23 protein-coding genes, 1 tRNA gene and 1 riboswitch are annotated in these 24,963 nt (G+C 52.4%); of the genes, 15 read left to right on the top strand and 9 right to left on the bottom strand.

Annotated features, from left to right (window positions below; translation table 11 throughout):
• Positions 1-14 precede the first annotated feature (14 nt).
• The 5 genes from FCS97_RS05180 (at position 15) to FCS97_RS05200 (ending at position 5,392) form a co-directional block, all read left to right on the top strand.
• Positions 15-683 carry a pilus assembly FimT family protein gene (locus tag FCS97_RS05180; protein ID WP_138517181.1) on the top strand — a complete coding sequence of 223 codons (669 nt, stop codon included), beginning with the start codon at positions 15-17 and terminating at the stop codon, positions 681-683.
• Positions 667-1,560: a PulJ/GspJ family protein gene (locus FCS97_RS05185; RefSeq protein ID WP_138517183.1), complete on the top strand. Its 894-nt coding sequence runs from the start codon at positions 667-669 to the stop codon at positions 1,558-1,560. Before FCS97_RS05180 ends, FCS97_RS05185 begins: the two co-directional genes overlap by 17 nt.
• Positions 1,561-1,642: 82 nt before the next feature.
• The gene (locus tag FCS97_RS05190) at positions 1,643-4,357 is read left to right on the top strand and encodes a hypothetical protein (protein ID WP_138517185.1); all 2,715 of its coding nucleotides are present in this window, start codon (positions 1,643-1,645) and stop codon (positions 4,355-4,357) included.
• A 5-nt stretch (positions 4,358-4,362) separates the two neighbouring features.
• Entirely contained in the window at positions 4,363-4,938 is a 576-nt protein-coding gene (locus FCS97_RS05195) for a hypothetical protein (RefSeq protein ID WP_138517187.1), read from the top strand.
• Between the two features lie 28 nt (positions 4,939-4,966).
• Entirely contained in the window at positions 4,967-5,392 is a 426-nt protein-coding gene (locus FCS97_RS05200) for a type IV pilin protein (protein WP_281283834.1), read from the top strand.
• A 25-nt stretch (positions 5,393-5,417) separates the two neighbouring features.
• On the opposite strand, the gene purB is transcribed toward FCS97_RS05200, so the two are convergent.
• Positions 5,418-6,794, bottom strand: coding sequence for an adenylosuccinate lyase (purB, locus tag FCS97_RS05205; protein ID WP_138517191.1), 1,377 nt, complete (start codon positions 6,792-6,794; stop codon positions 5,418-5,420).
• A gap of 191 nt (positions 6,795-6,985) precedes the next feature.
• Here purB and FCS97_RS05210 point away from each other — a divergent pair, with 191 nt between their 5' ends.
• Positions 6,986-7,597, top strand: coding sequence for a glutathione S-transferase C-terminal domain-containing protein (locus FCS97_RS05210; RefSeq protein ID WP_138517193.1), 612 nt, complete (start codon positions 6,986-6,988; stop codon positions 7,595-7,597).
• Positions 7,598-7,658: 61 nt separating this feature from the next.
• Here the strand turns inward: FCS97_RS05210 and mnmA are convergent, their stop codons facing one another.
• Both mnmA and FCS97_RS05220 read right to left on the bottom strand, forming a co-directional pair.
• A complete protein-coding gene (gene mnmA / locus FCS97_RS05215) occupies positions 7,659-8,726 on the bottom strand; it encodes a tRNA 2-thiouridine(34) synthase MnmA (RefSeq protein ID WP_425460734.1) in 1,068 nt (355 codons plus the stop codon).
• A 5-nt stretch (positions 8,727-8,731) separates the two neighbouring features.
• The gene (locus FCS97_RS05220) at positions 8,732-9,247 is read right to left on the bottom strand and encodes an NUDIX hydrolase (RefSeq protein WP_138517195.1); all 516 of its coding nucleotides are present in this window, start codon (positions 9,245-9,247) and stop codon (positions 8,732-8,734) included.
• A 61-nt stretch (positions 9,248-9,308) separates the two neighbouring features.
• Positions 9,309-9,517, top strand: a riboswitch (cobalamin riboswitch).
• Positions 9,518-9,713: 196 nt separating this feature from the next.
• Here FCS97_RS05220 and FCS97_RS05225 point away from each other — a divergent pair.
• From FCS97_RS05225 to FCS97_RS05240, 4 genes are all read left to right on the top strand, one after another.
• Complete coding sequence (locus tag FCS97_RS05225) at positions 9,714-11,726, top strand: TonB-dependent receptor family protein (protein ID WP_171035179.1); 2,013 nt, start codon at positions 9,714-9,716, stop codon at positions 11,724-11,726.
• 207 nt (positions 11,727-11,933) lie between these two features.
• The gene (locus FCS97_RS05230) at positions 11,934-13,061 is read left to right on the top strand and encodes a Re/Si-specific NAD(P)(+) transhydrogenase subunit alpha (RefSeq protein ID WP_138517199.1); all 1,128 of its coding nucleotides are present in this window, start codon (positions 11,934-11,936) and stop codon (positions 13,059-13,061) included.
• 13 nt (positions 13,062-13,074) lie between these two features.
• Positions 13,075-13,368 carry an NAD(P) transhydrogenase subunit alpha part 2 gene (locus FCS97_RS05235; RefSeq protein WP_008249635.1) on the top strand — a complete coding sequence of 98 codons (294 nt, stop codon included), beginning with the start codon at positions 13,075-13,077 and terminating at the stop codon, positions 13,366-13,368.
• Between the two features lie 24 nt (positions 13,369-13,392).
• Positions 13,393-14,838 (top strand): NAD(P)(+) transhydrogenase (Re/Si-specific) subunit beta, encoded by a 1,446-nt coding sequence (locus FCS97_RS05240; RefSeq protein WP_138517201.1) that lies wholly within the window; start codon positions 13,393-13,395, stop codon positions 14,836-14,838.
• Positions 14,839-14,910: 72 nt separating this feature from the next.
• Here the strand turns inward: FCS97_RS05240 and FCS97_RS05245 are convergent, their stop codons facing one another.
• From FCS97_RS05245 to FCS97_RS05255, 3 genes are all read right to left on the bottom strand, one after another.
• Positions 14,911-15,786: an alpha/beta fold hydrolase gene (locus FCS97_RS05245; RefSeq protein WP_138517203.1), complete on the bottom strand. Its 876-nt coding sequence runs from the start codon at positions 15,784-15,786 to the stop codon at positions 14,911-14,913.
• Positions 15,783-16,859 carry a tRNA preQ1(34) S-adenosylmethionine ribosyltransferase-isomerase QueA gene (gene queA, locus FCS97_RS05250; RefSeq protein WP_138517205.1) on the bottom strand — a complete coding sequence of 359 codons (1,077 nt, stop codon included), beginning with the start codon at positions 16,857-16,859 and terminating at the stop codon, positions 15,783-15,785. The genes FCS97_RS05245 and queA overlap by 4 nt, the downstream gene beginning before the upstream one ends.
• A gap of 26 nt (positions 16,860-16,885) precedes the next feature.
• Positions 16,886-16,972 (bottom strand) — tRNA-Leu (locus tag FCS97_RS05255).
• 138 nt (positions 16,973-17,110) lie between these two features.
• Here FCS97_RS05255 and FCS97_RS05260 point away from each other — a divergent pair.
• The gene (locus FCS97_RS05260) at positions 17,111-18,718 is read left to right on the top strand and encodes a GGDEF domain-containing protein (protein ID WP_138517207.1); all 1,608 of its coding nucleotides are present in this window, start codon (positions 17,111-17,113) and stop codon (positions 18,716-18,718) included.
• Here the strand turns inward: FCS97_RS05260 and FCS97_RS05265 are convergent.
• Complete coding sequence (locus tag FCS97_RS05265; RefSeq protein ID WP_138517208.1) at positions 18,708-18,941, bottom strand: CsbD family protein; 234 nt, start codon at positions 18,939-18,941, stop codon at positions 18,708-18,710. The two genes, FCS97_RS05260 and FCS97_RS05265, sit on opposite strands and share 11 nt — an antisense overlap.
• Positions 18,942-19,062: 121 nt before the next feature.
• On the opposite strand from FCS97_RS05265, the gene FCS97_RS05270 reads away from it, so the two are divergent.
• Complete coding sequence (locus FCS97_RS05270; RefSeq protein WP_171035180.1) at positions 19,063-19,992, top strand: NAD(P)-dependent oxidoreductase; 930 nt, start codon at positions 19,063-19,065, stop codon at positions 19,990-19,992.
• 119 nt (positions 19,993-20,111) lie between these two features.
• The gene (locus FCS97_RS05275) at positions 20,112-21,713 is read left to right on the top strand and encodes a DEAD/DEAH box helicase (protein WP_138517212.1); all 1,602 of its coding nucleotides are present in this window, start codon (positions 20,112-20,114) and stop codon (positions 21,711-21,713) included.
• Here FCS97_RS05275 and gluQRS read toward each other — a convergent pair.
• Positions 21,710-22,606, bottom strand: a complete 897-nt coding sequence (gene gluQRS, locus FCS97_RS05280) for a tRNA glutamyl-Q(34) synthetase GluQRS (protein ID WP_138517213.1) — start codon at positions 22,604-22,606, stop codon at positions 21,710-21,712. The two genes, FCS97_RS05275 and gluQRS, sit on opposite strands and share 4 nt — an antisense overlap.
• Positions 22,607-22,618: 12 nt before the next feature.
• The gene (locus FCS97_RS05285; protein WP_342776949.1) at positions 22,619-23,557 is read right to left on the bottom strand and encodes a LysR substrate-binding domain-containing protein; all 939 of its coding nucleotides are present in this window, start codon (positions 23,555-23,557) and stop codon (positions 22,619-22,621) included.
• 70 nt (positions 23,558-23,627) lie between these two features.
• Here FCS97_RS05285 and FCS97_RS05290 point away from each other — a divergent pair, with 70 nt between their 5' ends.
• On the top strand, positions 23,628-24,338 hold the full coding sequence (locus FCS97_RS05290; protein WP_138517215.1) for a pirin family protein: 711 nt from the start codon (positions 23,628-23,630) through the stop codon (positions 24,336-24,338).
• Between the two features lie 26 nt (positions 24,339-24,364).
• On the top strand, positions 24,365-24,925 hold the full coding sequence (locus FCS97_RS05295; RefSeq protein ID WP_138517217.1) for a flavodoxin family protein: 561 nt from the start codon (positions 24,365-24,367) through the stop codon (positions 24,923-24,925).
• The last annotated feature ends 38 nt before the right edge of the window (positions 24,926-24,963 follow it).

Here is a 24,963-nt window from a genome sequence, read left to right on the forward strand (position 1 = left end):
TCCAAGCATAGTCATTGGATCACGATGCCATGCCCTTCTCACTATCTTCATTCAACAAGCAAAGCATTCAAGGATTCGGTCTTCTTGAGGTGCTTCTTGTGTTGGGTGTTGTGGGCATTTTGGGATCACTGGCAGTGGTCAGTTTCAGACCTGGAATTGGTAATCCTGGACTGTCCAGTCAAGTTCGTGAAGTTCAGGCGGTGTTCGATACGGCCAGAAGTCACGCAGTGAAAACCAACTCGCCCACCTGTATTGCACTTCGCACTGAATTGCCCAGTCGGGAGAATCAGAATCAGTGTTCCACCCGGATAGAGTATTTTTACTCATTGTCCAGGGCAGAAAATCTTGCCTGCGATGTCCTTGGTTTTGGTAACGTTCCAAATGATGTGCAGGTGCATCGCAAGAGCATTCTTGGGCTGGCCTACGATCTTCCAGGCGTTCCACCGTTCGGTATCCTGGAGGGCTGTCCTTTTTATTATGTCCGAACGTTCACCTTTCAGCCGGGAAGCGGCTTTTTGAAGGCTGGTGGGCAACACAGCATCGCGTCCTTGTTCGCATCAAACAATGGATTCATCGAGTTCTTTAATCCCCGTGTAGACAATTCAAATGTTTGGCGCTTTCGCGTCGAAAGATCAGGCGTTCTCACATTGAGCGAAGGAGAGTCACGTGCAATCACACCGTAGCGTGCCGAAGAGCGTAGGTTTTACTTTGGTCGAGGTTTTATTGGCTGTGGGTTTGATGGCCCTGACTGCTGCCATGATTACGAAACTTATCCCCTCGTTTATTACGCCCAATGACCGGGTTATCGATCACAACAATCTGGGTTCACTCAATACTTTGCGGGAAATTGTTCGTTTGGATTTGGCGGACTCAAATGCTGGGTCGGTTATCGAGGATCGCCCTTATTCAATTTATGTGTGCCGCTACAACCCCCAACACCGATGTATTCCGCTTGACCAATCGGGTCAGCAAACTGGTCTTGCTCATGGTCGTTACTGCATCGCATCCTCGTCAGCCGGCGATTTGCAGGGTCAAGATCGACAGGTGAACCGTTTTGTGATGTACCGAGGCAAGGGTACAAGCTTTGAGTACTTTTACGCCCAAAACGACATGGATGATTTTGCAGGGATTTCCATTCAGGGAGGAGGTTCCATGAATGGAAATAATGATCCAGGTACTTTGGTTCAACAGGTTTTGCGCAGTTTGTGTGAGGCATCTTTCGAGCAAACCCCGGTTGGTCTGAAGAATGCCTCATGGATTCGGCTAAATAATCCTGAGGTTTTGCCACTTGAAAGTTTTATGCTCTGCGGTATCAAGAATGACAGTTTTGAGAGTTTGATGTCCACTTCCCCGCCTAATCAGTGTTGGCCAGTCGACAACCAAACTGGATCGCAGGGGGCTGATTGCCGTCCAGGCGAAAACGGCATCAATGCACTCATGATTTATTACCGTTTTCAAAGGAATCTGAGTGGGGGCGTCTCGAATTCTTCGCCAGGCAATAGCTCGTTTTCTGACGTTGTGATGGTGAACTTTCCTGCCAAACCCTGCATTGTGAGGTGATCGAATGTTTAGGTTTTGTTCCGACCGATCTCAAGCCGGTATGACCTCATTGTTGGTCGTTTCGGGCATTGTGGCTTTGGTCATGTTTTTATCGATCAGTGACTCTGGCATTTTAAGTCTCAAGAAAGAATCGGTGTTGAATACTTGGGACACGTCTAAAGCGCAAATGAATGCCAATGAAGGCGTTAATCAGCTGCGTGCCTTTTTCAACTCACTTGATCACAACCGTTTGTCTTTGGTCCAGGCGCAGTTTGAGAATCCATCTGCTTCCCTGTGCAATGATCCAAAAATTGGGCCGGTGGGTTCGGTCTTGCCTCGGGTGTTCAGGCCAATCATGATCGCAAGCCGCACGGCAGAGGGAGACAAGATTGAAATATATGCGTCATTAAGCCACCGTGAAGACTATTGCCATCGCCCTGAACCCGGTAGCTGGAAGCTGAATTATCGAGTGGTGGGGTCTTTCCAGTGTGACACTCAGGGGGCAGGTGCCTGCGCCCGTCATGAACTATTTGGCTCCATGATCCCTTCCGAGAGTTTTGTTTCTCAGAGCTGTACTGCAGGGCGACAAGTTTGTGAGGAACAGGAGGTTAGTACTAGCACTACCTCTTCGGAGGTTAGTTGGAAAACATGCGGTCAAAATGATGCATATGAGTTCAAGCCATTGAATTTACGAACCGTTGGCGGGTTCACCATGGGTGAAGTGTACTCGGGCGCTGTGGCTGCGAATCCCAACCGGATTATTGACCCTGCTGTGCTTTGGAAAGCGCCAGTTACCGTGACAGGAAACATCGTCAACGGGACGCGTTCGTCTGCGATGCTGGCCGAAGGCCTGGAGACCAATCTTGCAGTTTCGTTCTCGGAAAACGCATTGTTCATGGGTACGCACAACATGCCACCATTGCCCTATTACAAACCACTTGAAATTGGTGGGCGAGTCATTGCGCGAAACTCAGCACCTGCATCGGGTGGGCAAAACCCGACCACAGGAGTCGGGCTGAAGGTACTGGGCGTAACACCGAGTGGGAGAGGGGGCGCTTTGGCATCAAGTGCGTCGGGGCCATTAAGCCTCAGTTACTCATATCTGAACCATCCTTCAAATCCTGGAAAGGAGCTGAGTCCAGATCTTCTGGATCCAAATTTGCTGCAACAAACTGCAGGTTTTTCCAGTTCACTGAATGGCGCCTCTGATTTCACCAATGTGTCATATTTGAATGGGCTCAGAGGTCAGCCGGATCGACTTCTCAAGCATTTTTTGGGACTTGATTTGAATGATGTCGCACGCGTCAGTCGAGCGGGTACCAACGCCAATTTGAACTCAATGTTGCCAATTGAAATTGCCCAGCGTTCCGCGCATGGTCTTTTTAATGGCCGCGATTCCACTTCTGATGAGCAGGATTGGCGGAAGGTCGGTGTTGTGTACTATTACGTCGATGTACGTTCCCAGGGGGCAGTCGACCTTGAATTCGAACAGGCAGGGCAGCTAGTCAGAAGAAGACCTGTTTATTCCTCTGGCCAAGGCGGCTCTGTAGGCGAGTTGAATGCTCAACCACCACTTTTGTTTTGTGAGCAAAGCCCCCATGTCGCACATAGCCCCCAGGTGAATTTTGAACAGCTTGTACAGCAACATAACTTGTCCAGAGAGAATCTTGATCAGGCGTTACAGGGATCAAGGCCCCGAGAGCCGCAATTGGGTTGCGAGTCTGTGCTGGAGAGGCAAAATGCGGGCCTGTGGCAGCAGATTAAGGATCGATACGAGGTTCTGCAAACGGCAAAGACCAATGCCCAGCGTTCCTGGGTTGACGAGGCCAGGGCAGCGCATGATAAATATGACTCGCAAATCGCGGGCAGGCAAAGTCAGATAGATCAGCTTGTCACCGATCGCAATGCGGCGCAGTCAGCGGGCAATCAAACTCGAGCTGCGGAAATTCAGACGAGTATCGATCAAGCCGTAAATGAAAAGAACGCACTGATTGCCCAGCGTGCAGACCTGCTCAGTAGTGCAGATTCCTTGCGCGGGCAACGAATTGCGAATGCAGAGCAAAGCTGGAACAACTCACTGAGCCAAATGAACGCTCACACAGCCTATCGCGATGCTTTGGACAGCACCGAGCATAAAAAGAACAGGACGCTTCGATTCTTGGTGGAAAACCCAAGGTGGGAAAACTTCTTGGCCTACCGCAACAATACGACGCCTCGCTGGATTCGTGATCACTGGAATAATCCCGTGAACAACTCGGGAGGCTGCTTTAGCTGGGACACAACGGTGAATCGTGCACCCTGTAGTTCACCTTTTTCCGGGGCTCAATCCATGCTTGACAACGCGGTGGTGGTGATCGATGCACGTGGTACGGACGGCGTGTATTGGCGTCACCTAGAGTATCCTGCCGCTCAATTAATCATCGTGCTTGGGACTCTGTATGTCGAGGATGTCATTTTGAATGCGAACGTTGTTGTGGATGGCGACCTGGTGGTGTTAAATCGTGGTTTTGCAGTAGCGCCCAGGCGTTGGTGGGGTATTCCGAGGTACAAAAACTGTTCGGCTGAATTGGAAATGAACAGTTCAGCAATTTCAGATGCCAGTCGAGAGAATACAAACAAACGGATGGGTGGTTTGTTTTATTTTTTCACGGACAGAACCGATCAAGTTCGTCAGTGTGTCGTGAGTCGAAACGACAGCTCTCAAAACACAACGTCACTGGTACAGATGTGCAGAACAGTGAGCGAGGCATTTTGTGTCCCCGAAACACGCACGGTTCGGTCCCGGCTTGAACCTTCAATCCGCTTTTTTGAAAGGTGATTTCCGTGCAAAAATTTCCAAAATTTGAGCGTGGTATCGGACTGTTCGAGGCGATCCTCGTCAGCTGTCTTGTAGTTTTGGCAAGCTATGCTGCGGTACAGGCGAAGCTTTCCCTGAGTGTTGTGGCGGCTGGGAGCGACTCCAGAACTCAGATCAGCATTGCGGTCAAGGAATATTCAAACCTGCTGTACCAGATTGCCGGGGACCTTGATGTTGCTAGGGGGCGCAGTGTCACGGAGTGGCAAACCCATATTCAGGGTATATGTACGGCGATGGTTGAGGAATCCGCGCGCATCGCGAATTCTTTAAGTAATTCGTCTCAATCGGTAAGCCATACTTCATCATCGAATGTGTTGCGTGTTTGGCACGAGAGTTTTCACTCGGCTGTGCCGGTTATGAACTTGAAGCTGACGGATTGTCAGGTGGCGCAAAGTGGCTCCGGGCTGGAGTTGTTTCACATTAGCGTGGGATACAAGTTGCGGGACTTTCAAAATTCCTTGCAAACGAATTCAAATGCGAATGCTTGCGAATCGGGATATCTTTGCGAGCGCTTTTATCTAAGTATTGTTAAACCCACGTGAGGTCGATTTGTTGAAGAATCGCTTGCAATTGACCGGTTTTACCATGATTGAATTGATGATCAGTCTGGCCATAGTCGGGGTGTTGGGGAGTCTGTCTCTGGCTGGTTTTGAATACTACAAAAAAAAAGCACTTCGGATAGAGGGAGCAGATTTGACGCATGCTATTACAGTTGCGCAAATTCAGTATAGAGATCGGTTTAGTCGATATGGCAATTACTCACAATTGGAAGCTCATTTTCCCAATGTGGTTTCGGAAAACTATGCGGTGACAGTGACACCAGTGCCTGGGCTCGAATATCAGCAATATGACGCAGATATCCGCTTGAATCCAAACCAGACGGGTGTAGAAGAAAATTGCGTCAGATACGAAGTTTCCGCACGCGGAGGTTTAATTACCGTGAGAACTTTTGATCAAGACGGCAGCGACACCTCCCGCTCTTGCTTGTATCGTTGAGTGGAAGTGTCGCCCCATTTCATTTTTAGATTCGCTTGGCCAGCTCTGCGGCCTTGCCAATGTAGCTGGCCGGTGTCATCGCCAGAAGGCGTTCTTTCTCGGCCTGTGGCAAGTCAAGCTGGGCAATGAACTGTTGCAGACCTGCCTGGGTAATGCCCCTGCCGCGGGTCAGCTCTTTCAGTTGTTCATAAGGGTTGGGTAAACCATAGCGGCGCATCACGGTTTGCACTGGTTCGGCCAGCAATTCCCAGGCGTTGTCGATGTCGGCGGCAATAGCAGCTTCGTTCACCTCCAGTTTGCCCAAACCACGCAAGCAGCTTTCATAGGCCAATATGGCGTAACCAATGCCCACGCCCAAGTTGCGAAGTACGGTGGAGTCGGTCAGGTCGCGCTGCCAGCGAGAAACAGGCAGCTTCTCGGCCAGGTGCTTCAGCACGGCATTGGCCATGCCCAGGTTGCCTTCTGCGTTTTCGAAATCGATCGGGTTGACCTTGTGCGGCATGGTGGATGAACCTACTTCACCGGCCTTCAGTTTCTGTTTGAAGTAGCCCAGTGAAATATAGCCCCAAATGTCGCGACTCAAGTCGATCAGAATGGTGTTGGTGCGTGCAATTGCATCCATCAGGGCGGCAATGCCATCATGCGGCTCAATTTGAATGGTGTAGGGATTGAAAGTTAAGCCCAGGCTTTCAATCAAATCGCGGCTCAGCTTTTCCCAGTCAAATTCAGGATAGGCCGACAAATGCGCATTGAAGTTGCCCACTGCACCGTTCATTTTGGCGGGTAGTTCTACCGACTTGATGGCGGCAATGGCGCGTTCCAGGCGGTGCACTACGTTGGCAAATTCTTTGCCCATGGTGCTGGGGCTGGCGGGCTGGCCATGGGTACGGCACATCATGGGCAGGTCCGCAAACTGGTGGGCGTAATTGCGCAGGGTGGTCACCATGCGGTCCAGTGTCGGCAAAATGACCTGTTCACGCGTTGCCTTCAACATGAGGGCATGACTCATGTTGTTGATGTCTTCAGAAGTACAGGCAAAGTGAACAAATTCAGCCGATTTTTTCAGTTCTTCATCGGCCTGAAATTTTTCTTTAATAAAATATTCAACAGCCTTTACATCGTGATTGGTCGTGGCTTCAAATTCCTTGATGCGTTGGGCGTCGGCTTCTGAGAATTCGGTTTTGATGGCGTCGAGTTTGGCCAAAGCCTGAGCAGAGAAAGCGGGCAGTTCCGAAAAACCCGCATTGGCCAGTGCTTTAAGCCATTCGATTTCGACAATCACACGGTGGTGCATGAACCCGGCTTCAGAGAGCAGAGGGCGCAAATTGGCCACTTTGGACTGATAGCGGCCGTCAAGCGGGCTGATTGCGGTTAAGGTGCTTAAGGAGTCTGAAGAGATCATGCGGGCGGTAAAAATTGAGGTTTTTCAAAGCCTTGTATTGTAACCTGTCTCGCCGGAAACTGTTTGGGCCGAGTGATGTCCGAGGTGGTATTTTGGAATTCTGCTTGTTCAATTTGTAAAACTGTTAGACACTTTCAGGTCGTAAAAAACAAGACGCAATCTCATCCAGGATTGTATTTAGGAGAACTGTGATGAAACTAGTGGGATCCCTGACTAGCCCCTTCGTGCGCAAAATTCGCGTTCAGCTTCAAGAAAAAGAAATTCCGTACGAGTTTGTTCTGGAAAACGTGTGGGATGAAAATACCCGCATCGCCGACCACAATCCGCTGGGCAAAGTGCCTTGCCTGATTTTGGACGGTGGGCAAACTGTATTTGATTCTTTGGTCATTTCAGGCACGCTTGAATACATGATGCCAACAGTGCCCCTGTTGCCCACCAACCCGAACATGCGCGCTTTGGTGCGCACCATGGAGTCACTGGGGCAAGGCATTAGCCAGGCCGCTGTGGATATCATTCTGGAGAAGAAATTCCACGAAGGCGACAAAGTAAGCCAGGCATGGATCGACCGCCAAACCCAGAAAATCCACAATGGCTTGGCCTGGGTTTCTCACCGCATTAAAACCACGCCCGGTTTTTATTTGACCGAGCAATTCAGCTTGGCCGATATCACGGTGGGCTGTGCGCTGTTTTACCTGGATTTCCGCATGCCTGAATTGAAGTGGCGCGAGTTGTATCCGGAATTGAATGAATATTCCGAACGTCTGGCTTGTCGCCCCAGTTTTGAAGACACCAAGCCTGAGTAACTCAGTTTAATGCGTCAAAGAACAAAGCCCCGAATTGGTCGGGGCTTTTTTATGCCGTGTTTCAGGCAATAACGCCACCACCCAGACAAACCTCGCCTTGGTACAGCACGGCGCTTTGCCCAGGTGTAACCGCAAACTGGCTTTCTTCAAAGTTCAATTCGAAACCCTGATCGGTCAACCTGAAGTCGCAGGCGGAGTCTTCTTGACGGTAGCGGGCTTTGCAAGCCATGTGCGCACTGCTTGGCGCATGCCCTGAAATGTAGTGCGCCTGTTCGGCTGTCAGAACCTTCTGGTGTAGCCAAGGGTGGTCGTGCCCTTGCACCACATACAGCGTGTTGTTCTTCAAATCTTTGCGGGCTACAAACCAGGGTTCGCCATTGCCTTCTTTCTGGCCACCAATGCCGATGCCTTTGCGCTGCCCCAGCGTGTAAAAGCTTAAGCCCACATGCTCGGCAATTTGCTGGCCTTCGTCGTTCAGAATGGGGCCGGGTGCCGTGGGCAGGTAGCGGTTCAAAAATTCCCGGAAGGGGCGTTCGCCAATAAAGCAAATGCCGGTGCTGTCTTTTTTGGTGGCATTGGCCAAGCCCAGTTCAAGCGCAATTTTCCGAACTTCGGTTTTTTGTATTTCACCCAGCGGAAACAGGGTTTTGCTGAGTTGTGCCTGGTTAAGCCGGTGCAGGAAATACGATTGATCTTTGCTGTGGTCCACCGCTTTCAACAGCTGAAATTCGCCGTTCACTTCCCGCACACGTGCATAGTGACCAGTGGCAATGTAATCGGCCCCCAAGCTGTAAGCATGGTCCAGAAAGGCTTTGAACTTGATTTCGCTGTTGCAAAGAATGTCGGGGTTGGGTGTGCGCCCAGCCGAGTACTCGCTCAGGAACACCGAGAACACCCGGTCTTTGTATTCGCTTGCGAAGTTCACGGCTTCGATGTCTACGCCAACAACATCAGCCACGCTGGCGGCGTCCAGCCAGTCTTGACGGCTGGAACAGTATTCCGAGTCGTCATCGTCTTCCCAGTTTTTCATGAAAAGACCAATCACGTTGTAACCCTGCTGCTTGAGCAGCCATGCCGACACCGAGGAATCCACCCCGCCCGACATGCCTATAACCACTGTTTTTGCCATGATATTTACGATACGCCGGGGGGCAGGGGCCCTGCAAGCACACTGGGGTGCGTGTACACATGCTCTAGCGGCATAATGGGTTGCTTGCCCGCCTTCCAGTTCAGGAAGTCGTCCACGCAACGCATCACCAAGGGGCTGCGGTGTTGGTCCTGGCAGGCGCGAAGTTCTTCCGCAGTCATCCACAGAGTGCGAATAATGCCCTCGTCCAAAGCGCGGTCGGTGTGGTGCTTCACCACTTCCGCGGCAAAAGCAAAACGCAGGTAAGTGACATCTTCAAGGGTGCGGGAACTGGTGTAGCGGCTCATGTAAATGCCCAGCAAACCCAAAGGATTTACTTCCCAGGCCGATTCTTCCAGCGCCTCGCGCGCAGCACCAAACTGTGGCGTTTCACCTGGGTCCAGGTGGCCTGCGGGTTGGTTAAGCTTGATGCCATCGGTGGTGTGTTCTTCCACGATCAGGAATTTGCCCTGATGCTCCACAATGGCCGCTACTGTAACGCTGGGTTTCCAGACTTCTGACATGGCTTTTCAATCGCACTACCTAAACGGCATGCGCCCGGTGTTTGGGTGTTAAAAAAACACGTTAGAATAGCAGGGTTAAGGTGCTTGTGCTCATTTTTTGAGCGCAGTTAAACGGGAAGCAGGTTCAAGCCTGCGCTGCCCCCGCAACGGTACGTAAGTGCGGGTGTGTCATTTTGCCACTGGTAGTAAAGCTGCTCTAAACGCAGCAACTGGGAAGGCGACACATCAAAACTTACAAGCCCGGATACCGGCCTTGACCGTTCAGCCTGTCCCATTCAGGCGAGCGACTGGTGCTGCGGGGAGGCAGCACGCAGGCGGCCAATTGTTTTTTACCGAACTTTTCTCCGTGACTTCCAGGGCTGTTGTGTCCTTGGCTTGCTTGCGCGTTCTGAATGACCGCCTGTGTACTGTTCCCCCAGCGAATTTTCTTGCTGCGCGGTGGGCGCGGTTAACTGTGATGATCATCATGAAATCGACCATTTTTGTATTGCTTCCTTTGGCGTGCGTTACGGGCGCGGCATTTTCTCAAACCGCAGAAAAAACCGTGGCCGGGCAGTATGATCTGCCTGCGGTGGTTGTTAAATCCAATCGTCTTTTGGATGGCAAGGTAGTGGCGCCTCCGTCTGCTACTTTGATTACTCGGACAGAAATCCAGAACTCAGGTTATACCTCGCTGGCTGAAGTGATCCAGAAGTTGGGTTTTGTGAATACCCGGTCCGGTCTGGTTGGTTCGCGTGATGCAAGTTTCGACCTGCGTGGTTTTGGTGGTTCCAGCCCTGACAGCAACGTGGCAGTGATTGTTGATGGCATTCGATACAGTGAAAAGGAACTGGCAACCGCCCGAATTTCAAGTATTCCCTTAAGTGCTGTGGCGCAAATTGAAATTATGCGCGGCGGAGCGTCGGTGGCGTATGGCGATGGTGCATCTGGTGGCGTAATTCGAATAACCACCGTACAACCTCAGGCGAATGCTCCATTGTCGGGAACAGGGGCCGTGTCTGTGGGTTCTTATAATTTACTGGAAACCACGTTGGGGCTGCGGGGCGGGGCGGGGTCTATCGGGTTCACGCTGGATATAACGGAGTCTGCTTCGGAAGGCTATCGCGATCGAAGCGCTGAAGATTTCGGCAGTGCACTGGCCGGACTTTCCTGGATGGGCGACAAGGTGCTTGCCGGTGTGAAATTTGGAACTGAGTCCAGCGATGTTCAATTTCCTGGTTCTCTAAGCTTGGTCCAGTTCAAGGCCAACCCACGTCAGGCCAGACCAACGCCAAGTAATGTGGGCGATTTTTCATTTTTCAAACGCGACCTTACCAGTGTGTATTTGCGTTCCCGCAACATGCCCTTTGATTATGGTGTTGATGTGTCCCGCCGAGATCAAAGCCGAACGTTCAAAGACGGCAACCCGCGTGGTCAGCGTGATCTTGTGCAAGACCAGTTGTCAGTGTTTGTCTCCGACAACATGGAAGGTTTGGGCGGTGTGCATCAGCTTACCCTGGGTGTTGCACTTGAGGAGGCGCGCCTGGATTCTGTGGGCGTGTTTTCGTTTGGCACCTTTGTCGCCAAAGGGCAGCAAAAATCGAGGGCCCTCCACCTTGGCGACGATCTGGTAGTTAGCGATACCCTGCGCGTGAATCTGGGCTACAGATTGGAAAGCATTGATCAATTCCGTTTTGACACGGATGATTCGGGCTTTAATGTGCCTGCTGATCGAGAAACCCGGCGAAATATTGACCTCGAAGCTTATGAACTCGGTTTCTCCCGTGTACTAACCGATTCGCTGACTGGTTTTGCGAAATTCAACAAAGGTTTTCGCGTGCCGAATATTGATGAAAACGATCCCACGTCAAGACCGTCGCCCGCTACTTTCCTGAATCCGCAGTTGTCCAAAGAACTGGAAGTGGGAATTCGGCGCCGGGCAGGTGAAACTGAGCAGGTGTTGCGGCTGTTTAAAATTATGTTGGATGATGAAATTGCCAACGTGAACTTCACGAATATCAATCTGGACAAAACCCAACGACTTGGGGTCGAAATGGAACATTCGACCCCCGTGACGGACCGCGTTGATTTACGTGCAGCCTACACTTATACCGATTCCGAATTTCGTACGGGTGAATTGCGCGGTACGCGCGTGCCGCTGGTGCCAGCGCACAGGGCACTGCTTGGTTTGGGGTACGAAATTTCAGACCGGTTTGATTCCGAGATTTTGATCACGGCGCAGTCGGATCAACGTTTGGGGGGTGACCTAGATGCACCAAACGAAGAGGGCAAGGTGCCCGGTTATGCCTTGGCAGATCTTGCGTTCAAGTATCGGTTTGAGCAGATGAAACTGATTTTTTCTGTCAACAACCTGTTTGATCGTCAGTACTACAGCCAAGGTTTTTACAACGCATTTGCAATTTTTTCGGGTGTAGAGCCGGTGGGTGTATACCCAGATCCGGGGCGCAATTTCAAGTTGACTGCCCAGTTTGATTTTTGATTGAACCCAGGGTGGGTAAAGCCACCCCTTCGTTTTTCTTTGCAGGTAATTCGAGCACAATTCCAATTGTGACATTATTTATTGTCAAATGCTGGGTTGTGGTATTCCCTTAGATTGGGCGATACTACCGTGCTATAGTCCGCACCAGCAGTGTATTTGCAGTTCTTAAACATCAAATAAAAGCGCTTTCCCACAAGGAGAAGTTCCATGAAAATCGGAATCCCGGCCGAGACCAGGTCCGGAGAAACGCGTGTAGCCGCTACACCAGAAACGGTGAAAAAGCTCATTTCCCAAAAACACGAAGTGTTTGTTCAAGCCGGCGCCGGCATTGCCAGTTCGATTACCGATCAAGCCTACGTGGACGTGGGTGCAACGATTGTTGATCGCGCCATGGATGTGATCAGTGGTTGCGACATGATTCTCAAGGTGCGTGCACCCGCTGAGAACGAATTGTCTGCTTACCGCTCCGGGCAGGTGGTGGTGGGCATGCTGAACCCCTTTGACAATGCATCACTGGAGGCCATGAACAAGGCTGGCCTGACCGCATTTGCTCTGGAAGCGGCACCGCGCACAACGCGCGCGCAAAGTATGGACGTGCTTTCCTCGCAGGCGAACATTGCTGGTTACAAGGCTGTGATGATTGCGGCCAACGTGTACCAGCGCTTCATGCCCATGTTGATGACCGCTGCCGGTACGGTGAAAGCCGCTCGTGTGCTCATTCTCGGTGTGGGTGTTGCGGGCCTGCAGGCCATTGCAACGGCCAAGCGTTTGGGCGCAGTTATTGAAGCATCCGATGTTCGCCCAGCTACGAAAGAGCAGGTTGAATCGCTGGGTGCGAAGTTTGTGGACGTGCCTTTTGAATCGGACGAAGAGCGCGAAATTGCACAAGGTGTAGGTGGTTATGCCCGCCCGATGCCTGAAAGCTGGATGAAGCGCCAAGCCGCTGCCGTTCACGAAAAAGCGATCAAAAGCGACATCGTGATTACCACGGCTTTGATTCCGGGCCGTAAGGCACCCACATTGCTGCACGAAGAAACTGTGCGTGCCATGAAGCCGGGTTCAGTCGTGATTGACCTGGCGGTGGAGCAGGGCGGCAATTGCCCCTTGTCCAAATTGAACGAAATTGTCGACGTGAACGGCGTGAAAATTGTGGGTTATGCCAACCTGCCCGCCATGGTGGCAGCGGATTCATCCGCACTGTATGCCCGCAACGTGATTGATTTCCTGAAGCTGGTTTTCGACAAGGAAGGCGCCTTCAAAATCGACATGGAAGACGACATTGTTGCCGCGTGCCTGATGTGCACCGGTGGCGAACTCAAACGCAAAAACGCTTAAGGAAGGAGCCAACATGGACGCAATTAGCCCCACCGTGGTCAACCTGATTATTTTTGTACTGGCCATTTACGTGGGTTACCACGTGGTCTGGAACGTAACCCCTGCTTTGCACACCCCTTTGATGGCGGTAACCAACGCAATTTCTGCAATCGTGATTGTGGGTGCCATGTTGGCAGCCGCGTTGACCGTGACACCCTTGGGCAAATTCATGGGTGTGCTGGCCGTGGCGCTGGCGGCAGTGAATGTGTTTGGTGGGTTCTTGGTCACCCGTCGCATGCTTGAAATGTTCAAGAAAAAGAACAAGTAAACCAACAGCGATCTGGAGAAATTTATGGAATTGAGTTTCAACGCAGTGACGCTGTTGTACCTGGTGGCGTCAATCTGTTTCATTCAGGCCTTGAAAGGCCTTTCACACCCCACAACTTCGCGTTTGGGTAACACCTTCGGCATGGTGGGTATGGCCATTGCCATTGCAACCACGATTGGCCTGATCTTCAAACTGGCAGAAATCGCAGGTCAATCTGCGGTGACTGGCTTGGGTTGGGTGCTGGCTGGTTTGGTGGTGGGCGGTGGTTTGGGTACCGTGATGGCCAAGCGCGTCGAAATGACGAAAATGCCTGAACTGGTGGCCTTCATGCACAGCATGATCGGTTTGGCTGCGGTGGCCATTGCGATTGCAGCGGTGGCTGAGCCCGATGCATTTGGTATCACTGCCAAGGGCATGTTCGACATTCCGCTGGGCAACAAAATCGAGTTGTTCATTGGTACCTTCGTGGGTGCCATCACCTTCTCGGGTTCTGTCATCGCTTTCGGCAAGTTGAGCGGCAAGTACAAGTTCCGCCTGTTTCAAGGTGCGCCTGTTCGCTTCACCGGCCAGCACCAGCTGAATGCTGTGTTGGGCATTGTGATGGTGGGTTGCGGTATCTGGTTTGCAGTCACGCAAGACTGGACACCCTTCATCATCATGACCATCGCCGCTTTCATCCTGGGCGTCACGCTGATTATTCCAATCGGCGGTGCAGACATGCCAGTGGTGGTGTCCATGCTGAACAGCTACTCTGGTTGGGCGGCGGCAGGCATCGGTTTCTCGCTGAACAACAGCATGTTGATCGTGGCCGGTTCGCTGGTGGGTTCGTCAGGCGCAATTCTTAGTTACATCATGTGCAAGGCCATGAACCGCTCCTTCTTCAACGTGATTCTGGGTGGTTTCGGTGGCGAGGCCGACGCAGGCGCAGCAGGTGATGGCCAGCAGCGCACTGTAAAAAGTGGTTCTTCCGACGACGTGGCTTTCTTGCTGACCAACGCTGAAACCGTGGTGATTGTGCCTGGTTATGGTTTGGCGGTGGCTCGTGCCCAACATGCATTGAAAGAACTGAGCGAGAAGCTGACCCACATGGGCGTGACTGTGAAGTATGCGATTCACCCAGTGGCAGGCCGCATGCCAGGCCACATGAACGTGTTGTTGGCTGAAGCTGAAGTGCCTTATGATCAGGTGTTCGAGATGGAAGACATCAACAGCGAATTCGCGCAGACCGATGTGGTGCTGGTATTGGGCGCGAACGACGTGGTGAACCCCGCTGCGAAAGACCCCAAGAGCCCGATTGCAGGCATGCCGATTCTGGAAGCCTACAAGGCTAAAACCATTATCGTGAACAAGCGTTCGATGAATGCCGGTTATGCTGGTTTGGACAACGAGTTGTTCTACATGGACAAAACCATGATGGTGTTTGGTGATGCCAAGAAAGTGATTGAAGACATGGTGAAAGCGGTCGAATAAATTCGATGCAATTGCTGTGGATTGAGAAAGCCTGGTGAGAATTCACCGGGCTTTTTTTATTTCAGGCTGGGTTTAAACCCCAGCCAATTCCCGAATCCGCTGCACCACAAGACCGGTGTGTTCCATGGGCAAGAAGTGCGTTGCATCTGCAAGCACCTCGATACGCGCCTTGGGCAGTCTTTTTTGAATGCGAGCATGCGCAGTCGCCGGGAATGTAGAACCTTTTCCGGCTGCAAGAATGTGAATGGGGCAACCCGGGTCGCGAATCCAGCGTGCGGCATTGGGCTCAGTGTGTTGAAAGGTGAGCGACTCCCAACTTGGTGGGCAGGCCAACTCCATTTCATTTTGTTCGGTGGGCACGAAACCGTGATGCACATAGGCATGTAACCATTCATCGCTCCATGTGCCAAATGCCTTTTTGCTGCGGTAATTCTCAAAGGCCTCTTGATGTGTCGGGAAGCTCGCACGCCTGCGGGCCGCAGCGGCCGCCATTGCAATTCGGTCTGCAAAACCAAACCAGTTGGCCAGGCGCAGCGCAAATCCTTGTTTGGGATCAAGCAATACGGGTTCTACAAGAATAAGGCCCTTCACTTTTTCAGGGCGTTGTGCCGCAGCGGCAAGGCTGGTGGTGGCACCAATCGAGTGGCCAGCCAGCCACATAGGTTTGCTGGCTTGATCAAGCACGGCGATCAGGTCTTTGTAATAGGTGCTCCAGCCGCGAAATGTTTTTGGATTGCCAGCTGATCGACTTTCTCCATGCCCTCGCATGTCCCACGTGTGAACGTCGAAATGCGGAGTGAGCTCGCGCAGCAGCGGTGTGTACGTTTTTGCATTAAAGCCAGTGGCGTGTGCCCAATGCAAATGTGGTTTGGTGTCGGTTTTCGACCAGCGCATCATCTGGATGGCGCTGCCATCATGGGAAATTATGGGATAAGCAGATTCGATCATTCGGAGCGTTCAAGCCACATGGCGTCGCCATAACTGAAGAATCTGTATTGTTGCGCAATTGCGTGTTCGTAAGCGTTGAATATGTTGGATTTGCCTGCAAAAGCAGACACCAGCATGAGCAGGGTGCTTTTGGGCAAGTGGAAGTTGGTGATCAGCCTGTCGACCACCTTGAAGGGGTAGCCCGGCTTGATGAAAATTTCGGTGTCCCCGGCATGGCCAGTGTGCGCAAATTGTAAGGCTTTGTTCAAACCGTCTGCCGTGCTTAAATTGCAGCCAGTTTCAGTGGCCCACGCCTCGAGCGCGCGCAGGGAAGTGGTGCCCACAGCCACCACTTTGCCGCCATGTTCCTTGGCGTGAATCATGGCTTCAATCAGTGAGCCGGAAATGGCATAGCGCTCGCTGTGCATCACGTGTTCGTCCACATTGTCTGTTTTAACCGGCAAAAAGGTGCCGGCACCCACATGCAGCGTGAGGTTGAGCAGTTTTACACCGCGTGCCTTCACTTGTTGAAGCAATTCGTCGGTGAAATGCAAGCCCGCTGTCGGGGCGGCCACAGCACCGGGCTCGCGCGCGAACACGGTTTGGTAACGTTCATCGTCTTGCGCATTGGCGCTGTGTTCAATGTAAGGGGGCAGGGGCAGGGCGCCGTGCGCATCCAGCAGCTCGGGCAGGCTAAGGCTGCTCTCCAGCAGTTCCAGCTGGTACATCATGTCGTGTTTGGACAGCACGCGGGCCGTGGCCACGCCGGCCAGCACCACTTCACTGCCCGGTTTGGGAGACTTGCTGGCCCGAATCATTGCAGTAAAGCGCCTGTCATCCAGAATACGCTCCAGCATCACTTCAATTTTCCCGCCGCTTGATTTTTGCCCTTCCAGGCGCGCTTTCAGTACTTTGGTGTCATTGATTACCAATACATCGTTGGGCTGTAGCAAATTCAGCACTTGTGCAAACTGGTGGTCTTCAATGGGCTGGTGTTGCTTGCAAACGAGCAAACGCGACTGACCACGATGTTCAGGGGGGTGCTGGGCAATAAGCTGTTCGGGAAGGTAAAAATCGAATTCTGACAGTTTCATGTGTGAGACTCGTTGAAACTGGGGGCTGGTGCCGAGGGCGGGAATCGAACCCGCACGATATCTCTACCACTGGATTTTGAGTCCAGCGCGTCTACCAATTCCGCCACCTCGGCAAGCCCGCAATTATGGCAAAAAACAATATTGAACACAACACCTGTTTGCAGAAATAAGTCATTTTATTTTCGATTGCCGGAAAAGTGCCCCTCTCGTGGGATTCCGGGCTTCAAGCCGAGTCGGCATACTGATTGCGAATGTTCTCCAAAACGGGCTTGTTCAGCATGTCTTTCAAGTGGAAATGGTTGCTTGCTACTTTCGTGGCTCAGTTGTTGCTGGGGGGCATTTTTACGACCATTCAATACACGCACATGGGTAATTTGGCCGAACGGGATTTGCGTCGCATTCAGGAAAGTTTTCAGACCGAGCTGTTCCAGGCCCAATTGACGAACCAGACCTATTCACTAGACACTTTGAGCTCCATGGTTCGGGACTTCTATTCCCGCTACAAACCTTCGGCAGTCTGGATCAATGTGGATGACAAACTCGCCTATGCCATGGGTGAGGTACCCGAAAACTTATCGGTACATCCGGCTGTTCTGCTGTCAACTTTTAACTTGTCGGCAGCAGGACAACAACTCAAGATTTTATTCGATGAGGACGAGGTATATCGCGATCGCAATGACATGCTGTTTTACCTGGTGGGCGTTTTCCTACTGAGTGCCCTGGCTTGCTCAATGATTTTATTGGGCCTGAGCAACACCCTTTCTGCAAGGCTGGAGGACCTTCGAAGCAAAGCGATGGAACTGCAGGCGGGGAAAATACAATCCCGAATCAAGGTCTCGGGCAGTGATGAAATTTCGTGCCTGGGGACGGCTTTCAACAGCATGGCTCAAGCCATTGAGTTGCAAATGAAGGCCATGGAGGAAAGCCACGCACGTTCGGTTTCTGAGAAAAACCGGCTTGACATGCTACTTTCTTCGCTGGCCAGCGGGGTTGCTTATCTGGATGAGCATTTCAAGTTACTTTACTTGAACAAGGCGCTGGCCAAGATGCTGAAAATTGAGGGTTTGGATACACAATGTGCCAACCTGGAGCAGGTATTGATTCGGGCTGGCGTGGTTCGAGAGCAACGCATTCGCTTGAAAGATTTGGTGACCGATTACTTTGGCAGCCACGAGAAGCCAGTGGAATTGAATTTCACCGACGGTCGGGTTCTGCAATTTCGGTTTGCGGTGTACAACGACAAAATTCAGGGTGCGCATGCAGTGTTGATTGTGGACGATGTCAGCATTCGCAAAAATGTCGAGGATTTACGCAACGAGGTTGAGCGCGATCCACTGACCGGGGTGCTGAATCGCAGAGGTTTTGACATGACATTGGAGGCACGTCTTTCCAGGCTGTTGCCCGGAGAAACACTGGGCCTCATGTTTCTTGATCTCGACGGTTTCAAGGCGGTTAACGACACTTTGGGGCACAAGGCGGGCGATCAAATTCTGAAGACCAGTGCAACGCTGCTTAAAGGCGCTACGCGCAATGTGGATCACGTGGCGCGTTTGGGGGGTGATGAGTTTGCAATTATCGTGGCGCGCTGCAATATTCAATTGTTGAAAAACATTGCCGAACGAATTATTGAGTCATTTGCCTGCGACAAGCTGTTGGTGCGGGTGCGTCAAAATCACGGTTTGACGGTGTCGTGCAGTATTGGTGCTGCCATGTACCCATTGCATGGAAATTCTGTCCAGGAACTGCTCGAAGTGAGTGACGAGCAAATGTACGAGGCCAAAAAAGCGGGCAAGAATTGTTACCGGATAGCCGGCGTGGCGGATGAGCTTCAAATCAGAAACATTGCGGTCAAGGTTTGAGTTTATTGCGTATCTGGTTCAGGCTTTTGTTGACCTCTTTGCCCAAGGCTTTGCCTGTGCTTTTCACCGTTGTTTTTGCTGTTTCAGCCGCATCCTGAGTGGCCCCTTTCAATTTCTGAAATTGGCCTTCGCGCTGCAATTGTTTGTTGCCGGTCAGTTCACCGATTTTTTGTTTGGTCACGCCCATGGCCATGTTGATCTTCCCTTCGTACTTGCCTGCCATCGAGTAATCCCCCCGTGTGTATTTGGCAGTGTAGCCTGAGCCGCATTTTCATGGTTAGCCCCAGTGTCGAAGCCAGCAATTAGTCGGTAGCCTTCTAGCAACTGAAATGGAGACACACAACATGAATATTGTTTGGCTGGAAAGCGAGACCGTCCGTACCCCCCTGCCACGCCCCGAGTGCAAGCACACTTGGACGGAATACCCCTTCACCACCGCAGATGTGCTGAAAGAACGCATCAAGGATGCTGAAATTCTGATCATCAACAAGGTCAAAATTGGTCCAGCCGAGCTGGATGCAGCGCCCAAGCTGAAAATGATTCAGCTGGTGGCCACTGGTACCGACAACGTGGACAAAGCCGCTTGCGCAGAGCGCGGTATCAAAGTAAGCAATGTGGTGAATTACGGGCCTGAATCCGTGGCAGAGCATGCCATGGCGTGTATTTTGCAGTTGACCCGCCGTGTGCCCGAGTGGGAAGCGCTGGTGCACGATGGCAGCTGGAGTGCATCGCGTTTTTTCTGCCTGCACACTTTGCCCATGCGTGGCCTGCACACCCAAACCCTGGGTGTATTGGGAAGTGGTGCGATTGGCGGCAAGTTGATTGAATTTGCCAAGGCTTTCGGCATGACCATTTTGCACATCGAGCGCCAAGGCGTGGACAAGCCGCGCGATGGTTATGTCAGCTTCGAGCATGGTTTGGCAAACAGTGATGTGCTTAGCTTGCATTGCCCGTTGAATGAGCAAACCAAAGGTTTGATTGGACCCAACACCATTCCCAAAATGAAGAAGGGCGCGATTTTGATCAACACCGCCCGCGGTGGTCTGGTGCAGTTCGACGCGTTGAAACAGGCCATTGAAAGTGGCCATTTGGGTGGTGCTGCACTGGATGTGCTGGAAGTAGAACCACCACCTCGTGATCACTTGATGGTGCAGTGGCAACACCCGCGTTGCATCATTACACCGCATGTGGCATGGGGCACTGAAAGTTCGCAAGCCAATGCAGGTCGATTGGCTGTTAAACACGTGGATGAATTTATTGCTGAAAATCAGTAAGCGAACAGAGCCGATTGGCTGTTGTATGAAAAGTACATTTGCTGCACCCAGCCGGTGCAGCAAGTGAATTTAAAGCAATTGCACAAATAATAAGCACCAAATAGGCTTAGAATGCGTGCATGACACAAACTGAACCGTATACCGCCACCGCCGCTGAAGAAGCCGCTCTCGCAAATGTAACCTTTGCAGACTTTGCGCTGCACCCCAGCATCCAGAAAGCCATCGACGAGCAGGGTTATACACAGCCCACGCCAATCCAAGCCAAAGCCATTCCCGTGGTGCTGACTGGCGTCGACGTCATGGGTGCTGCCCAGACTGGAACTGGTAAAACCGCTGGTTTTTCCTTGCCTATTTTGAACCGCTTGATGCCGCTGGCCACAGAAAATACGTCGCCTGCCCGCCACCCGGTTCGTGCGTTGATTTTGACGCCCACCCGCGAACTGGCTGACCAGGTTGCAGCCAACGTGTTCACCTATGCCAAGCACACGCCACTGCGTTCTACCGTGGTGTACGGCGGTGTAGATATCAACCCTCAAATTCAGGCTTTGCGCCGTGGTGCTGAGTTGGTGATTGCCACACCTGGCCGTTTGCTTGACCACGTACAGCAAAAAAGTATTAATTTGGGCCAAGTGCAGGTGCTGGTACTGGACGAAGCCGACCGCATGCTGGACATGGGCTTCTTGCCTGACCTGCAGCGAATCATTAATTTGTTGCCTAAAACACGCCAGAATTTGTTGTTCTCGGCCACGTTCTCGCCTGAAATCCAGAAGCTGGCCAAAAGCTTCATGGTCTCGCCCACGCTGATTGAAGTGGCGCGCCGCAATGCAACTTCCGAGAACATCAAGCAGGTCATATTCGCGCTCGACAGTGAAGAAGACAAACGCATGGCAGTTTGCCACCTGATTAGAAGCAAAGCGTTGAGCCAGGTGATCGTGTTTTCAAACACCAAGCTGGGCACAGCCCGTTTGGCGCGCCACCTTGAAAAAGAAGGCGTATCCAGCACCGCGATTCACGGCGACAAAACCCAGATTGAGCGGACCAAATCGCTGGAAGCTTTTAAGGCCGGTGAAGTAACTGTGCTGGTGGCCACCGATGTGGCTGCCCGTGGTTTGGACATTGCTGATTTGCCCTGTGTAATCAACTATGACTTGCCAACCACGCCTGAAGATTACGTTCACCGAATTGGCCGCACGGGCCGTGCAGGTGCCAAGGGCACTGCGTATTCCTTTGTTGTTAAGCGCGACGAACGCGCTTTGAAAGACATTGAAAAACTGATTGGCAAAGCCTTTGTGCGTGAAGAGCTGGAAGGTTTTGTGCCGGGTGCTCGTGCGCCAAGGGAAGAGCGTGGTGGCCGCGAGGGTCGCAGCGAGAGTCGTGGTGCTTCGCGTACCGAGGGTCGCTCTGACCGTCGCCCCGCTCGTGGTGGCGATGATACAGCCCCGGCACGCGAACGCCGACCGGCTCGCGACACCTCCTACCAAGGTGCGCGTTTCAATGACAACGCGCCAATTCACCGGGATGCGGAATACGAACGTTTGCGCGCCAAATTGGCACAAACCCGGGTGAAAGACTCCTTGTTCAACCAGCCTTATCAGGAATCCAAGGAAGACAAAGCGGCTGCCGAGGCTGCGACGGGCCAAAATTCGGCGGGCAACAACAAACCGAAAAGCAAGAATGCTGCGCCTGTGGCGTTTTTGTTGGGCGGCAGTCCACGGAACTAAGCCCGGTAGTTGGCCCAAACAGGGGACGCCAATTCAAGCCACTGCTTCGTTGTAGTGGCTTTTATTTTGTCCAAACCAAAGTGTTGCCACACGGTGTTTAAATTCAGCACAGGGTCATGTTCCGGCACCGCTTGTGCCCCGGTTTGCTTGGACAGCTTTTGTCCGTCTTCGGCCAATATCACTGGCAAGTGCCAGTAGGCGGGGGGCTGAAAAACAGCTTTTGCATCAAGCCCACTTTGCAATGCTTTCCACACCGCAATTTGCCGAGCCGTGGTGTCTGCCAGGTCTTCACCGCGCACAATGTGCGTCACCTTGCTTGCCAAATCATCGACAACCACGACCAGGTGGTAGGCCCAGTAACCGTCACCCCGCTTCAGCACAAAGTCGCCACTGCTCCTGTTCAAATCATCGTTGAAGTCGCCTAGTCTGTGGTCTTGCCACTTAACGTGTTCAGCAGAGCATCGAAAACGAATGGCGCGGGCCTTCCGGCCTGCTGGCATGCCGTGTCGGCAAGTGCCGGGATAAACACGGTTTTCACCGAGTGCACGCCTTGAATTGGCTTCCTCAATTTCTTTTCGGGTGCAGGCGCAGGGGTAAGTTAAACCCCGCTCGCTCAAGCATTTCAATGCGGTTTCATACACCGAATGCCGTTGCGATTGAACCCATAAGTCACCATGCCAGTTCAAGCCGTGGCGTTTCAAGGTGTGAAGGATGTGTTCAACTGATGCGGCATCGCAACGCCCCTCGTCAATGTCTTCAATGCGTAAAAGCCATTTTCCGCCGTGCACCTTCGCATCCAGAAAACTGCCCAGCGCGGTGGCCAGTGAGCCCAAATGCAAAGGGCCTGTGGGTGAGGGGGCGAAGCGGCCGATGTAGGGCGCTTGTGCGGGCATGTTCAGAACTCTTTATTGAGGTGGCTGAAAATTAAGTTGAACCGTGGCCAGGTGTTTGGTCCACCAGTCCAGCGCCTTGCCTTGGCTGCCACGCTGCCAGGCAAAGCAAAGGCTGCTTTGGCGGGTGGTGTCCTCGGTTTTCTTGACGATGAGTTCTCCATTTGCCACTTCTTGCTCAATCAAATTCCAGGGCAGCCAGCCGCAACCCAGGCCAGCCAGTTGGGCTTTCACTTTGGCTTGCAGATTGGGCACGGTGAGCACCGCCTGTCCGCTTTGCAACCCAAATGTCAGCGGTTTGAAGTTGCGGGAAGTGTCGCCAACAGCCACCGCACGGTATTGCCGTATTGTGTCGATGCACACGGGTTCTTCCACCTCAGCCAAGGGATGGTTGGGTGCCACGGCAAACACAAACAAAGAGTTTCCAAAACTTTGAATGTGCAGGCCAGTTGCGCTTGCAAACTGGTTTTGATCCAGGCGGCTGCCAATTAGAAGGTCGGCCCTGCCCGAGTACAACGCCTCCCAAGTACCTGACAACACTTCACTGGAAAAGCGCAGGCGGGTGGGGCATTCCAGCGCATCAAACGCCTGTATCCACGGAATCGCTTGCTCAAACGGCACCACCGAGTCCAACACAATTCGCAATTCTGCCTCCCACCCGCTGGCCACGGCTTTCACGCGTTTGGTCAGTGCATCGGTGCTCTCGAGTAGCTTGCGACCTTCTTCCAGTAGGGCTTTGCCAGCAGGCGTTAACTTCGCTTTGTGGCCTGAACGGTCGTAAATCAACACATCCAGGCTTTCTTCCAATTGGCGCAACTGGTAGGTGATGGCCGATGGGGCCTTGTTCAAGGCAACGGCCGCCGCTGCGAAACTGCCCCGCGCTTCAATCAATTCAAGCAGGGCAAGGCTGTCGAGGTTGATGGTCATGGGTTCAGTTTTTTTGAATGAGTTCATCAAATTCTACGCCTTGTTTGGCTGCATGGCAGCCCCTACACTGAATTCATCATTCAACAGGAGGTTGAACATGTTCCAGATCAGAAAATCCAACGAGCGCGGTTACGCCAACCATGGTTGGCTTGAGAGCTATCACAGCTTTTCGTTTTCCAGCTACTACGACCCCAAGCACATGGGTTTTGGCCCACTGCGTGTGATCAATGAGGACTGGGTTCAGCCACAAACCGGTTTTGGTACTCACGGCCACCGCGACATGGAAATTATTACCTACATGTTGGGCGGCGAGCTAAGCCATCGGGACAGCTTGGGCGGCGGCTCGGCCATCAAGCCCAATCAGATTCAGCGCATGAGTGCAGGCACCGGCATTCGCCATTCAGAAATGAATGCGCACAAAACCGATGTGGCACACCTGCTGCAAATCTGGATAGAGCCTTCAGTGAATGGAGTTGATCCCGGTTACAAGGACCACGACCTCGATGTAGCCACAATCACTGGCCAGCTTGGTTTGATTGTGACGGGCGACAGGGCTGAGGCAGATGAAAAGAAAATCGCCTTCATTCATCAGGACGCGAAAATGTATGCAGGCCGCCTGAGTAATCAGAGCGTGCACCGTGAACTGGACCCTGCACGCAAAGGCTATTTGCATGTAGCCACGGGTTCGGTAACTGTGGGCAATGTGCTGCTGCAAACCGGTGATGCGCTGTTGATCAGCGGCGAGCGGGAATTGAATTTTGATGTGAGCGAGCAAGCCGAAGTGCTGTTTTTCGATTTGCCAGCTTAATAGTGACAACAACGAGGGAGTAAAACATGACACAAGTAGCAATTGTTTATCACAGTGGTTATGGCCACACCGCCAAAGTGGCGCAGGCTGTTGAGCAGGGCGCAGCAGGCGTGGCGGGTGTTCAAACCCACCTTGTTTCGGTTAACGACGTGAACGATGCCACATGGGACGTACTGGCCAAGGCCGACGCCATTATTTTTGGCTCGCCCACTTATATGGGTGGCGCATCTGCTGACTTTAAAAAGTTCGCAGATGCCTCCAGCAAGGTGTGGTTTAACCAGGGCTGGAAAAACAAAGTGGCGGGTGGCTTTACCAATTCAATGTCCATGAGCGGCGACAAGCTCAGCACCCTTCAATACTTTGTAACCTATGCCATGCAGCACGGCATGATCTGGGTGGGCAGTGCCACACCCGGTGCCCAAAAGCCAGGCGATGTCAACGAGTTGAACCGTGTGGGCTCCTGGGTGGGGGTGATGACCCAATCGGACAATGCACCCGCAGACGTGACCCCACCTGCTTCTGACCTGGAAACTGCCAAAATTTATGGTGCCAGGGTGGCTGAGTTTGCCAAGAAACTCGCAGTCTAATAGTTTGCCCAAGACGTGAATGGGCTGTAATCAAATAT

Source organism: Limnobacter alexandrii, from assembly GCF_005871185.1.
Lineage (GTDB): Bacteria > Pseudomonadota > Gammaproteobacteria > Burkholderiales > Burkholderiaceae_B > Limnobacter > Limnobacter alexandrii.